The sequence below is a fragment of the Streptomyces caeni genome (assembly GCF_042678285.1).
GTDB classification, from domain to species: domain Bacteria; phylum Actinomycetota; class Actinomycetes; order Streptomycetales; family Streptomycetaceae; genus Streptomyces; species Streptomyces caeni.
Genome location: NZ_JBHUDX010000083.1, coordinates 57,308 through 69,242, shown reverse-complemented (window position 1 = coordinate 69,242; position 11,935 = coordinate 57,308). Strand labels below are relative to the sequence as shown.

Sequence of the window (11,935 nt, the reverse complement as noted above, 5' to 3'; positions counted from 1 at the left end):
CGATGACCGTCAACCACAGACCGCCGAAGGCTCCGCGCAGCAGGACGAACCATCCCGGACCCATCAGCAGGATGCCGAGGGCCTGCCCGCCGCGCGCAGCCACGCGCTCGGCGCGGTCAGGGTCTCCGGTGCGCCACCACATGAGCGCCTCTACCACTCGTCCTCCGTCGAGTGGGGCGGCCGGCAGCAGGCTGAACGCGCCCAGGACGAAGTTCACCCATGCGAGCCAGAGCAGGACGGCTGCGGGCATCGCCGAGTTGTTCATGGCCGTCTCCTGTGGGCCGTGGCGGGTGGTCCTCCGCCGGAGTCGATGTGCCGGGCCGGCCACGGGGCCGGACCGGAACGGTGTCCGCCCGCTGTCCGTCACGTTCGACGGAGGCGGGTGACGGGTGACGGGTGACGGGTGACGGGTGACGGGTGACGGGTGACGACAAGGCGATGCTCACGGGCATGGCGGATCACCTGTCCAGATGTGGTGAATCCGGAAGGCTGCCGCTGTGGCCGAAGCGGCCCGCTCGTGGAGTCCGCAGGGCGGAGGTACCCCCAGGGGAATCGGTCTGCTGGCTGCCACCGGCGACGGGACCGGCGTTCTCGCCGGGGTCGTCCTCCTCGGACAGCCGTCGGTACTTGGCGTTCCGCAGCTTCAACAGCAGGCCAGCCAGGAGCGCGGAGGCCAGAGATCCGAGGAGGACGGCCACTTTGATGTCCCCGCGGTCTGCAGCGCTGTGATAAGCGAGGTCGCTCATCAGCAGCGAGACGGTGAAGCCGACGCCTGCCAGCATGGCCACCGCTAGGACGTCCGCCCAGGCAAGATCCCGGCCCAGCCGGGCCCGGGTGTAGCGGACGGCAAGGTAGGAGCCGCCGAAGACGCCCAGAACCTTGCCGGCCACCAGGCCCAGTGCCACGCCCAGCGGCTCCGGATCACCGGCCACAGCCCCTAGCGCGTCGCCCGTGACGCCGACGCCGGCCGCGAACAGCGCGAACAGCGGGACGGCCACTCCGGCGGAGGCCGGGCGGACCACGTGAGCGATCTGTTCGGCCGGGCGCCGACCGCTCTCGCCGTCCTTCGCCACCCGCAGCAACAGTCCCATGGCGACACCGATGCCGAAGTGGAAGTCCCGTAGGGACTCGTATGCGTTCCTCCACGGTGAGTTGGCCCATATGAGCGCCACCGCTGCGGCGGCGAGCAGTACCACGCCGCCGACCGTCTCCGTGCGCAGGGCATCCGCCACGAACGTCCGCTCAGGCAGCGGGAGACGGCCGAGGACGGTGCGGCCGGCGCGGACGGATCGGTGCATGCGGCTGGCCTTTCGGTGGTGGGGCGGGCGTCCCGGGTACGTCGGGCCTGCGCGCCGCTCACGCCCGAAGAAGCTGGTCCAGCAGATGGGCGGCGGTGATGACGCCGAGCAGGCGTTCGGGAGCCGATGCGCCCGGCTCGACCACCGCGATGAGGGGACTGCGGGTACGGGCCATCAGCTCCGCGATCTGCATGGCGGTGCAGTCGGCAGCGGCGGTGGGCAGGAACGGTCTTCCCGGCGGTAGACAGTCGACGAGCCTGCGCCCCGCGACCGCGCGGCAGAGGTGATCGGCATGCGGCTCGTCGATCACATCGGCGAGTACGGGATCCTCCTGGATGTAGCCGGGCACCAGCGCCCGGACCAGGTCGCAGGCGGGCAGCAGGGTGTGCGCCCGCCCGTCCGGTCCCACTACCAGCAGCCCCGGCAGACCGCGCTCGACGAGCAGTCGTACCGCAGCCAGGGCATCAGTCTGCGGAGGGACGGCGACATAGGGCTGGGCGAGATCACGTGCGCGCATGGCTCCCCCTAGACAGGCGGGTGGGTGAGGGGCGTGGCCTGGTCGGCTACGGATGCGGCTGCGGCATGGCCGCTCAGCGGCCCGTGATTGTCGTCGGCCGGCGGAGACGCGGTGACGAGCGCGGCGAGGAGTAGACCCGTCATCGCGACAATGGCGAGGGCGATGCCTGCCTTCCAACGCCAGTCGAAGCGTGCGCCGCTGTCGTCGTGGCCGGAGCCGGTGTCGTCCTGACTGTCGGTGAACTGGCGGTTCAGCGTCTGCAGCAGCGTGGCCAGCTCGGGGTCGTCCCGGCTCAGGCGGCGTTCCATCTCTGCGAGGATGTGCCGGTCGTCCATTGAAGGGTTCATGCCGATCACCTTGCCTGGGGATGGACCTGATGCGGCGGCTATGCGGGATTGGCGCTGCTGCGTGAGGCGTCGTTGGGGCGGAGCATGTCGACGAGACGCAGCACCTCCATCGGCAGGGGGAAGATGAGGGTGGAGTTCCGTTCGGAGGTGATCTCCGCCATGGTGGACAGGATCCGCAGATGCATGGCGGCGGGGTGGCCTTCGAGCCGGTCGGCGGCGTCGGCGAGGGTCTGCGCGGCTTCGAACTCGCCCTTGGCATGGATGACCTTGGCGCGCCGGTCGCGCTCGGCCTCGGCCTGGCGGGCCATGGCGCGACGCATGGGCTGCGGCAGTTCGACGTCCTTGACCTCGACGAGGGTGACTTTGACGCCCCAGGGGTTGGTGACGTCGTCGATGATCTGCTGGAGCCGTTGGTTTATCTCTTCGCGGTTGACCAGCAGTTCGTCGAGGTCGACCTGACCAAGAATGCTCCTCAGAGTGGTCTGGGCCACTTGCGAGGTTCCTTGAATGTGGTCCTCGATGGCCACCACGGAACGGTTGGGGTCGACAACGTTGAAATAAGTGACGGCATTGACCCGTACGGTGACATTGTCCTTGGTGATGACATCCTGCGGCGGGATGTCCATGGTGATGGTGCGCAGGGACACACGGATCATGCGGTCGACCACGGGGATGATGAAGAACAGCCCTGGGCCTTTGGCACCGATGATCCGGCCGAGGCGGAAGATCACCCCGCGCTCGTACTCAGGAACGATCTTGATGGCCATCATGGCGAGCAGCAGCACGATGACTGCCGCGACGATGATGCCGGTCAATGCCGCGTTCATGGTGTGTTCTCCTCGGTGTCGCATCGGCCCTCGTGGGGCTCGGCTGGCTCGGCTGGCTCGGCTGGCTCGGCTGGCTCGGCGGGATCGGCGGGATCGGCGGGATCGGCGGGATCGACGATGAGGTCCAGGCCCTCCCGGCCGACGACGCGCACGTGCTGGCCTGCGGCCACGGGCTCGTCCCGTCCGCGCACCGTCCACCAGGCCCCCTCAACCAGCGCCTGGCCCGTGCCGTCTGCGGCGCGGTGCACGACGGCCCGACTCCCGATGAGCGCGTCGTGTCCGGTGAGCGCGGGTGCGCGGCGGGCCCGCCAGGCCAGGCGGCCGGCCAGCAAGGCTCCACCGCCGACGACGAGGGCGGTGGGCCACAGGACGGCCGGGTCCACCCCCAGCTCGCCGCGGAAGAGGAAGATCCCCGCCAGCACCAGCGACACGGTCCCCCCGGCAGCGAAGACACCCACACCCGGGGTGAGTACCTCGGCGACGAACAAGGCGGCGGCCAGCAGAAGCAGAAACAGTCCCGCCAGGTTGAAGGGCAGGACGCTGAGTGCGGCGAAGCCGAGGACGAGCAGGAGGGCGCCGGTGATCCCGGCGACACCGATACCGGGACTGGCCAGCTCGTACAGCACGGCCAGGGTGCCGATCGACAGGAACAGGAACGCCAGCTCGGGACTGGCCAGCAACTGCCGCAGTTCACCGAAGAACCCCAGGCCGTGCTCGGTCGTCCGCACCCCGGCGGTGTGCAGGACCACTTGCCGCTGCGCGTCCGGCGGGCCGACGCTCACCGTGGTGCCGTCCACGTCCTTCAGCAGGGCGCCACGGGAGGGCGCCACCACATCGATGACGTCGCCCCGCAGTGCCCTGCTGTCCGGCCAGGCCGTACCCTTGCGGACCATGTCATCGGCGAACGCAGTGCTGCGGCCGCGCCGCTCGGCGATCGAGACGGCGAACGCCGCCGAGTCGTTGACCACCTTCTCGCTGGCCTTGTCACCCTGGCCCGTCACCGGTGTGCCGGCCCCGATGTGCGTGCCCGGCGCCATAGCGGCGATGTGCGCGGACATCGTGATGTACGCGCCCGCCGACGCGGCCCGAGCACCCGACGGAGACACATAGACGATCACCGGGACCGGGGAGGAGAAGAAGTCCTGGACGATCCGCCTGGTGGACTCCAGCAGTCCTCCCGGTGTGTCGATCTCCACCAGGTAGGCGGCGGCGCCTTCACGCCCGGCGATCCGGACACCCTCGCGCAGATGGTCGGCGACAACCGGGGTGATGGTGGTGTCAACCCGCGTCACCAGCACGCTTCCGCCCTGCGCCGAACCGGCGGCGGGCAGTACGAGCAGACACGCCAGCGCGGCCGCGAACGCAAGGACCAGTATCCGCACCCCCGGAAGCCGACCACACCGCGGCACCGTTCTCGCCCCCTTCCCCGGCCGGATATCCGTTACCAGCGCCTTACCCGCCGTGCCCTCTGGCTCCTGCCGGAGGTCCGCGCAGGGGTGGAGGCTTCACGGCGCCTCGTTTGCCGGAATCCGGCAAACGGGCAACGAGCTCCGGCCGGACGGGCGCATGTCGTGCCCTTCCGGCACAGTGGAAGCATGCGGACAGCGAACGGTCCTCCCGCTGCACGTCCCCGGGCTGCCGTGTCCGATGACGGCCGGGTGGCTGACCGGCCGCCTCCCCGACCTGGCGGCGAACAGCACCTGCGGGACGTGCGCCAGACGCTGGTGGACCAGTTCGCTGCGATCTCTCGGGACAAGCGGCGGCTCCGCGAGGAGGAAGCCGGCCGACTGCGGGCCTGTGCCTCGGCTGCGGCCGAGAGGGGGCTCGCACTGCGGGTGCTGGTCGCCGAGTGTCTCGGAGCCGTATGCGGCGCCTGGCCCGAAATGCCCGGTGCGCGACAGGCCCGTGACCGCGCCGAACTGGAGAGCGTGGCGGCGGCGGTGATGCAGGCCGTGGGCGAGGCGGCCGTAGCACTCACCGAGGGGTACGAGACCGCGCAGCGGGCGGCAATCCGCCGAGAGGAAGCCGCCAGGCGCGAATTCGTCGATGCCCTCCTCGAAGGCGACTCCGACCTGGGCCGGCTCGCCGAACGCGCGGAGCACTTCGGACTGCATCTGGTCGGCCCACACACCGTCGCCGTAGCGCGGGCCACCGGTCACACCTTCGGCGCTGGCGGTCCAGCGGTCCGCTACGTCGAGGAGGCGATGACCGCTCGGTTCCGTGCTCGCGACGTCCTGATCACGACCAAGGAGGGGCTGCTGGTCTGCGTCGCCCCAGCCAGCCGGGCCGAGGCCCCGGGCTGGTTCGCCGAACAGGTCGCCAGCGCCGTCGGCGCGCCATACCGGGTGGCCGTCAGCCGACCCCGGCCAGGCCCCAGTGGCATCGTCCACTCCTACCAGGAAGTCCGCGGCATCCTCGACGTCGCCGGCCGGCTGGCGCTGCCGACTCCCCTGGTCGACGCCTCGGACCTGCTGGTATTCCAGGTTCTGGGCCGGGACCGGGCCGCCATCACCGACCTCGTCGCCACCGTTCTCGGCGGTCTGGAAGACGCCCGAGGCGGCCCCCAGCCCCTGATCGACACCCTCACGTCCTATTTCGCCAGCGGCTGCGTGAACACCCTCACGGCACGCCGTTTGCGCCTGAGCGTCCGCACCGTGACATACCGCCTGGCACGGGTCCGGGAACTGACCGGCTACAACCCCTGCGACCCGGCTCACCGCTACACCCTGCAAACGGCCGTCCTCGGTGCCCGCCTGCTCGACTGGCCCGCCACCGCCCTGCAAACGGCCGACTGACACGAAGACATTCGTGCGCGCACGATCCGTACGGCGGGCCCGCCCGCAGCGAAGGCCGCGAACCCTCGCAAGCCGTGGGACATCACCCCAGTTCAGGTGCGCAATTCGCCTCCAGCCCCTCTCTGTCAGCCTTGGGTGAGGCGCCCCGCTTCGGCGGGTTGGCCTGAGAGGGCACGACAGGAGAACCACCCCCTCATGACCAGTACCAAGCCCGCCGGATCCGACCCGGCTCCCCGGCCGAAACGCCGCACTTTCAGCCCCGAGTACAAGCTGAGGATCGTGGCCGAGTACGACGCCGCACCGAAGAACGAGAAGGGTGCGATCCTGCGCCGCGAGCGGCTGTACCACCCAGGCTCTGCATCCGGGCAGCGTTGTCCATGAGCTGCTTGTCCAGTTTCGGGATCTCGGCGACCAGGTCCCAGGCAATGTCCTTCCGGACGGTCTCGACGTCGCCGGTGTGCGGACGGATCGCAGCAGCTTGGCGGCCAGGTCCGCGGACAGCTGGGTCGGGGCGCCTCCGGGCAGCAGATCGCGCGGCAGCGCGTGGAGTTGGTTGACCGTGCGCACCCGGGCCTGGGCCGGGTTCACACGCCGTTCGTCCAGGAGGGCCGGCGCCGTGGTGTGATCCTCGGGCGTGAGATCCCGCCCTTCTCCCTGCAGGCAAGCAAGGGTGGCTGCGGCCGCAGCGTCGATCTGGTCGTTCTTACGCCGTCCACCGCGGGAAAGTTCGCGCACCCGGCTGGTCGCTGCGGCACCGCGGGCGATGAGCCACTGGGCGAGATGCCGGCCCAGGCCGTTGGCGTTCTCCACAGCCCATTTCCGCTGCGGCCACCGCTTGGCCCAGGCCAGCAGCCGCCGGTAGTCCGCCAGACTGGCCTCGATCCGCATCGACCCGACCTGCTGGTTCGAGGCCGGCTCGACGGCGGTGGCGGTATGGGTGGACTTGTGGGGGTCGACACCGAGCAGTATCACGGGACTTGATTCCTCACGGTCGGACGACGGGGGCAGCCACGGTCGACACGCCGACTTCCGGAACCAACCTGGCCGGGACACGCCTCTGTTGAGTCAGACCGCGGACGGACGCTGGACCGGCGGCATACCCCGGGAGAGCCAGCCCCGAAGAGCGGCAGACGGTTCACGAGTCACCCGGCCCGGCGTCCTACGGCACGCTACGAGCGCCGAATACAGCCTTGGTGCAGCCCGGTCAGGACAGTCTTCTGCGGCCCGCCGTCGCCTCTCGAAGCAGTGCCGAGGCCGTCATCGTCGTACAGCGCAACATGCGAGCAGCGCTCATCACCACGAACCTTCGAACCAAGATCCGGACCATACCCGGACCAGCCGTCCGCAGCTTGTGGCGATCGGAGCTGTTTTCGATGGTCAAACTGCATCTGAGCCGTGTACCACCAGCAGTGCCTTGCCCATGCCCGCAGAGGCTGAGCAGTGAGGTCGGGCTCGGTCTCTGAGGCCGGTCACCTCTTACGCAACGACTCTGAGTCGATCAACCCCAGATGTCCGAGTTCAACGGAGCGTAGTCAGCACCAAGTCAGCACGGGAGAGGTGAGGACGGGTGATGACGTGGGCTTTTAGTCAGCAGCAAACCAGCACGGGAGTCAGCACCGCACCGTCAAATCACTCCGAACTACGCGTCACGAACAGCACTCGTGTCGACTGTCTTCGAGCCTCTGAAGCGCCCCTCCGTGAGCCTGCATGGCGGCCGCACGCATAGCCAACCCTCGAACTATATTGCCCCACCACATGTGCCCCTGACCTGCATCTTCCTACCGTGTGCCGACACCTACCTGTCTCCACCGCACACGAGGAAGTGGCGCACATGGCCTCCGGAACCACCGCTCCCCCACCCCCCGCCAGCCTTCCCAGAATCGTCGCCGCCAGCCTCATCGGCACCACCATCGAGTGGTACGACTTCTTCCTCTACGGATCCGCCGCCGCGCTCGTCTTCAACAAGCTGTTCTTCCCGGGCTCCGACCCGCTGGTCGGCACACTCCTGTCGTTCCTCACCTACGCCGTCGGGTTCGCGGCCCGTCCGATCGGCGCGCTGGTCTTCGGGCACTACGGCGACCGGCTGGGGCGCAAGAAGCTGCTCGTACTGAGCCTGCTGCTGATGGGCGGGGCGACCTTCGCGATCGGCCTGCTGCCCACCCACGCGACGGTCGGCACCGCCGCGCCCGTCCTGCTCACGACACTGCGCCTGGTGCAGGGCTTCGCGCTCGGTGGCGAGTGGGGCGGCGCCGTCCTGCTCGTGTCGGAGCACGGCGACGCGCGGCGGCGCGGCTTCTGGGCCTCCTGGCCGCAGACCGGCGCACCCGCCGGGCAGCTCCTGGCCACGGGTGTGCTGTCGCTGCTGACCGCGGTGCTCTCGGACAGCGCGTTCGGCTCGTGGGGCTGGCGCATTCCGTTCCTGCTGTCCGGCGTGCTGGTGGTCGTAGGTCTGTGGATTCGTCTGTCCGTCGACGAGTCGCCCGTGTTCCAGCAGGCCCTGGAGCAGGCTGAGGCCCGCAAGGCGGCCAGGGACGCCGCCGCGGAGAAGCTGCCGCTGGTCTCCGTGCTGCGCCACCACTGGCGGGACGTTCTGGTGGCCATGGGCGCGCGCATGGCGGAGAACATCAGCTACTACGTGATCACCGCCTTCATCCTCGTCTACGCCACCACGCAGGCCGACGTCTCCAAGCAGACCGCCCTCAACGCCGTGCTGATCGCCTCCGCCGTGCACTTCGCCGTGATCCCGGCGTGGGGCGCGCTCTCCGACCGGATCGGGCGCCGGCCCGTCTATCTGCTGGGCGCGGCCGGGATCGGCCTGTGGATGTTCCCCTTCTTCTCGCTGATCGACACGGGCGGCTTCGGCAGCCTCGTCCTCGCCGTGACGGTCGGTCTGGTGCTGCACGGGGCGATGTACGCGCCCCAGGCGGCCTTCTTCTCCGAGATGTTCGCGACCCGCATGCGCTACTCGGGTGCGTCCATCGGCGCCCAGTTCGCCTCGGTGGCGGCCGGCGCGCCCGCCCCGCTGATCGCGACCGCGCTGCTGTCCGACTACGGCAGCTCGACACCGATCGCCCTGTACGTGATCGCGGCGGCCGTGCTGACCCTGGTCGCGGTGGGCGTCGCCGAGGAGACCCGGCACCGCGACCTGGCCCAGGTGGAGTCCGAGCCGGACGCGGAACCGGCCGGGGCGCACGCGGCGGATGCGCGCACCGTCTGAGTCCCGGTCCGTGAGCGGCCCCGTGCGCGCGCGTGCACGGGGCCGCTCACGCGTGTCGCGACGCGTGTCCCCGGCCGGCGGGCAGCACGATGCCCCGTCCTCGCTGCCAGGCGTCCGGCCCGGTGCGGCGTCCCGGTCAGTGCCGGGTCGTCGCCGACAGCCGGTGCAGGCGCAACGCCAGTTGTATCTCCAGGGCGCGGGCCGGGCTCTGCCAGTCGTCGCCGAGCAGCCGGCCCACCCGCTCCAGGCGCTGCGCCACGGTGTTCACATGGACGTGCAGCTCGTCCTTGGTGCGCGCCGGGCTCATCCCGCAGGAGAAGTAGGCGTCGAGGGTGCGGACCAGATCGGTGCCACGCCGTTCGTCATAGGCGATGACCTGGCCGATCGTGCGCCGTACATAGCCGGCGATGTCGCGGTCCCCGGCAAGCAGCAGCCCGAGGAAACCGAAGTCCTCGGCAGCGGCCCCGTCCCCGGCGCGGCCCAGCAGGCGCAGGGCCTCAAGGCACCGCTGCCCTTCGGCGTAGGCCGCGGCGACGGCGTCCGGGCGGGCGGCGAGGTCCCGCACGGGTGCGGAGGCGCCGACGGTGACCTCCTCGTGCACGACCGTGCCGAGCTGGCGGGCGGTGCGGCGGGCCAGCTCCGTCGCCGTGTCGCCCGGGTCGAGGGGCAGCAGCAGAACCGTGCCTCCGTCGCGGGCGGCGGCGAGCCCCTGCCGGGTGGCCGCGAGGTGGGAGGCGGCGGACCACAGCCGCCGGCGTGCGGCCGCCTCCTGGTCGGCGTCTCCGGTCGCCGTGTCGAGGCGGGCGGCCAGCACCACATGGGTGGCGTCGAGATCGGCACGAAGCCGGGCGGCCCGCTCGCGCAGCAGCCTCGGGTCCCGGTCGCGGACGTCGAGGAGGTCGTCCAGCAGCTCACCGCGGACGCGCTGCTCGGCTTCGGCCGCCGAACGGCGGGCGAGCAGCAGCAGGGAGGTGACCGTCGCCGCACGCTCCAGCGTCCGCTGGTCCACGGGGTCGAGCCCGGGATGTCCGCGCAGTACCAGCGCGCCGAGCAGTTCGCCGCCGCCTGCCACGGCGGCGACCCAGTCGCGGCCGTGCCGCACGGCGTGGCCCCCGGCGCGGGACGCCTCCAGGGCCGAGGGCGGGGCGGAGTCCGCCTCGGCGAACTCGACGGTGCCGTCGAGGACCTGGGAGACGGCGGCGGCCACGTCGTGGACGCCGCCGCCGCGCAGGACCAGTTCGGCGAGACGGTCGTGGACCTCCGAGGCACGCTCGATCACCGCGCTGCGGTCGCGGATGATCTCGTTGGCGCGGGCGAGCCGGTCCAGGGCCGAACGCGTCTCGGTGAGCAGGTTCGCGGTGTCGATGGCCGCGGCGGCCAGGGCGGCGAACGAGCCGAGGAGCGCGATCTCCTCCCGCTCGAAGACCCGGGCCCGCCGGTCGGCGGCGAACAGGACCCCGATGACCTGCGGGCCGATCATCAGGGGCACGCCGAGGATCGCCACCAGCCCCTCGTCGCGCACACCCGTGTCGATCGTCCGGGTGTGCTGGAAGCGGTCGTCCTCGAAGTAGTCGGGTGTCACGTAGGGGCGGGCGGTCTGGGCGACGAGGCCGCCGAGCCCCTCCCCCATACCGAGCCTGAGCTGCTGGAAGCGTGCGGCGACCGAGCCCTCGGTGACCCTCATGTAGGTGTCGCCCGCGGCCTCGTCGTGCAGGGTCAGATACGCCACGTCGGTGCTCAGCAGCGACCGGGCGCGCTGCACGATCGCGGGCAGGACGGCGTCGAGGTCACGCAGCCCCGCCAGGTCGTGGGCGGTTTCGAAAAGGGCGGACAGCTCCGCCTCGCGGCGGCGTCGGCCTTCCATCTCCGCGCGCACCCGCAGCGCCAGCCGTTTGGCCTTCTCCAGGGCGACGATGCGCTCGGCGGGCAGGCCCTCGGCGCGGGCGAGCAGCACCGGCTGCTCGTATGCGTCGGCCGACGCGCCCCGGGCCAGGAGCTCCAGGAACGGCGCCTCGGCACCGGTGCCGGGGCGCTCCGCGGACTGTACGTGATCGCGAGACATGCCCCCAGGATGACCCACGGCGGGGCCGGGCCCGCCAGACCTGTGGACAACTCGTGAGACGTCGCCGCTCAGTGCGCGGTCCAGCCGCCGTCGAGGACCAGCGAGGCGCCGGTGACGAAGGACGCCTGCGGACTGCACAGGCAGGCCACCGCCTCGGCGACCTCCTCCGGCTCGATCAGCCGTTTCACGGCGCTGTCCTGGAGCAGCACCCCGGACAGCACGCGCTCCCCGGGAATCCCGTGCGCCCGCGCCCGGTCGGCCAGCTGCTTCCCGACCAGGGGGTGCGCACATAGGCCGGGCTCACACAGTTCGATGTGACGCCATGGGTGGCTCCATCCAGGGCGGCGGTCTTCGACAGCCCTTCGAGCCCGTGCTTGGCGGCGACGTACGCCGACTTGAAGGCGGAGGCGCGCAGCCCGTGGACCGACGACACGTTGACGATGCGGCCCAGCCCTGCCCGTACATATGGGGCAGCGCTCCGCGCATGAGCCGGAACGGGGCTTCCAGCATCACGGTCAGGACGGTGTGGAAGACATCGGGCGGGTACTCCTCGATCGGCCGCACCCGTTGGAGCCCGGCGTTGTCGACCAGGACGTCGGTGCCGGCGGCGGCGTACTCGGCCGCGTCCAGGTCGGTGAGGTCCAGAACGTGCGGCTCGACGGTGCCCGGAAGGCCGTGGGCCGCGCCGGCGAGGGCGGCGAGCCCGGCGGCGTCCCGGTCGACCCCTCTCACCTCGGCGCCTGCGGCGGCCAGCCGCAGCGCGCAGGCGCGGCCGATGCCACCGGCGGCGCCGGTGACGAGCGCGGTGCGACCGCCCAGGTCGAGCGGGGCGGCGAGGGGGCTCGGGCGGGAGGGGGCACGGTCATGCGATG

General features: G+C 71.0%; 9 protein-coding genes and 3 pseudogenes. 3 read left to right on the top strand and 9 right to left on the bottom strand.

Translation table 11 applies throughout. From position 1 onward, the window contains the following. Positions 1 to 79: 79 nt before the first annotated feature. The 6 genes and pseudogenes from ACFSL4_RS26850 to ACFSL4_RS26825 all read right to left on the bottom strand — a co-directional run. Positions 80 to 250, bottom strand: a pseudogene (locus tag ACFSL4_RS26850) (site-2 protease family protein); the annotation flags it as partial. A 208-nt stretch (positions 251 to 458) separates the two neighbouring features. Then, positions 459 to 1,298 carry a Na+/H+ antiporter NhaA gene (locus ACFSL4_RS26845; RefSeq protein WP_381088059.1) on the bottom strand — a complete coding sequence of 280 codons (840 nt, stop codon included), beginning with the start codon at positions 1,296 to 1,298 and terminating at the stop codon, positions 459 to 461. Between the two features lie 58 nt (positions 1,299 to 1,356). Beyond that, positions 1,357 to 1,815, bottom strand: coding sequence for a CBS domain-containing protein (locus tag ACFSL4_RS26840; protein WP_381088056.1), 459 nt, complete (start codon positions 1,813 to 1,815; stop codon positions 1,357 to 1,359). 8 nt (positions 1,816 to 1,823) lie between these two features. Next, a complete protein-coding gene (locus tag ACFSL4_RS26835) occupies positions 1,824 to 2,162 on the bottom strand; it encodes a DUF3040 domain-containing protein (RefSeq protein ID WP_381088053.1) in 339 nt (112 codons plus the stop codon). 38 nt (positions 2,163 to 2,200) lie between these two features. Then, positions 2,201 to 2,989 carry a slipin family protein gene (locus ACFSL4_RS26830; RefSeq protein WP_381088050.1) on the bottom strand — a complete coding sequence of 263 codons (789 nt, stop codon included), beginning with the start codon at positions 2,987 to 2,989 and terminating at the stop codon, positions 2,201 to 2,203. Then, entirely contained in the window at positions 2,986 to 4,371 is a 1,386-nt protein-coding gene (locus ACFSL4_RS26825; RefSeq protein ID WP_381088048.1) for an NfeD family protein, read from the bottom strand. The genes ACFSL4_RS26830 and ACFSL4_RS26825 overlap by 4 nt, the downstream gene beginning before the upstream one ends. Positions 4,372 to 4,698: 327 nt before the next feature. Here ACFSL4_RS26825 and ACFSL4_RS26820 point away from each other — a divergent pair, with 327 nt between their 5' ends. Then, positions 4,699 to 5,784: a PucR family transcriptional regulator gene (locus tag ACFSL4_RS26820; protein WP_381088045.1), complete on the top strand. Its 1,086-nt coding sequence runs from the start codon at positions 4,699 to 4,701 to the stop codon at positions 5,782 to 5,784. A gap of 195 nt (positions 5,785 to 5,979) precedes the next feature. Further along, positions 5,980 to 6,165 (top strand): hypothetical protein, encoded by a 186-nt coding sequence (locus ACFSL4_RS26815; RefSeq protein ID WP_381088043.1) that lies wholly within the window; start codon positions 5,980 to 5,982, stop codon positions 6,163 to 6,165. 216 nt (positions 6,166 to 6,381) lie between these two features. Here the strand turns inward: ACFSL4_RS26815 and ACFSL4_RS26810 are convergent. Beyond that, positions 6,382 to 6,756: pseudogene (locus ACFSL4_RS26810) on the bottom strand (IS110 family transposase); the annotation flags it as partial. A gap of 859 nt (positions 6,757 to 7,615) precedes the next feature. On the opposite strand from ACFSL4_RS26810, the gene ACFSL4_RS26805 reads away from it, so the two are divergent. Next, on the top strand, positions 7,616 to 9,001 hold the full coding sequence (locus ACFSL4_RS26805) for an MFS transporter (protein WP_381088040.1): 1,386 nt from the start codon (positions 7,616 to 7,618) through the stop codon (positions 8,999 to 9,001). 136 nt (positions 9,002 to 9,137) lie between these two features. On the opposite strand, the gene ACFSL4_RS26800 is transcribed toward ACFSL4_RS26805, so the two are convergent. Both ACFSL4_RS26800 and ACFSL4_RS26795 read right to left on the bottom strand, forming a co-directional pair. After that, on the bottom strand, positions 9,138 to 11,063 hold the full coding sequence (locus ACFSL4_RS26800; protein WP_381088037.1) for a helix-turn-helix domain-containing protein: 1,926 nt from the start codon (positions 11,061 to 11,063) through the stop codon (positions 9,138 to 9,140). A gap of 68 nt (positions 11,064 to 11,131) precedes the next feature. After that, positions 11,132 to 11,882 (bottom strand): annotated as a pseudogene (locus ACFSL4_RS26795) (3-hydroxybutyrate dehydrogenase). Positions 11,883 to 11,935 lie beyond the last annotated feature (53 nt).

Bases quoted from the DNA above. Each gene is read 5' to 3' on its own strand.
- ACFSL4_RS26815 (WP_381088043.1), top strand. From the start codon at position 5,980: ATGACCAGTACCAAGCCCGCCGGATCCGACCCGGCTCCCCGGCCGAAA.
- ACFSL4_RS26835 (WP_381088053.1), bottom strand. From the start codon at position 2,162: ATGAACCCTTCAATGGACGACCGGCACATCCTCGCAGAGATGGAACGC.
- ACFSL4_RS26840 (WP_381088056.1), bottom strand. From the start codon at position 1,815: ATGCGCGCACGTGATCTCGCCCAGCCCTATGTCGCCGTCCCTCCGCAG.
- ACFSL4_RS26845 (WP_381088059.1), bottom strand. From the start codon at position 1,298: ATGCACCGATCCGTCCGCGCCGGCCGCACCGTCCTCGGCCGTCTCCCG.
- ACFSL4_RS26800 (WP_381088037.1), bottom strand. From the start codon at position 11,063: ATGTCTCGCGATCACGTACAGTCCGCGGAGCGCCCCGGCACCGGTGCC.
- ACFSL4_RS26830 (WP_381088050.1), bottom strand. From the start codon at position 2,989: ATGAACGCGGCATTGACCGGCATCATCGTCGCGGCAGTCATCGTGCTG.
- ACFSL4_RS26805 (WP_381088040.1), top strand. From the start codon at position 7,616: ATGGCCTCCGGAACCACCGCTCCCCCACCCCCCGCCAGCCTTCCCAGA.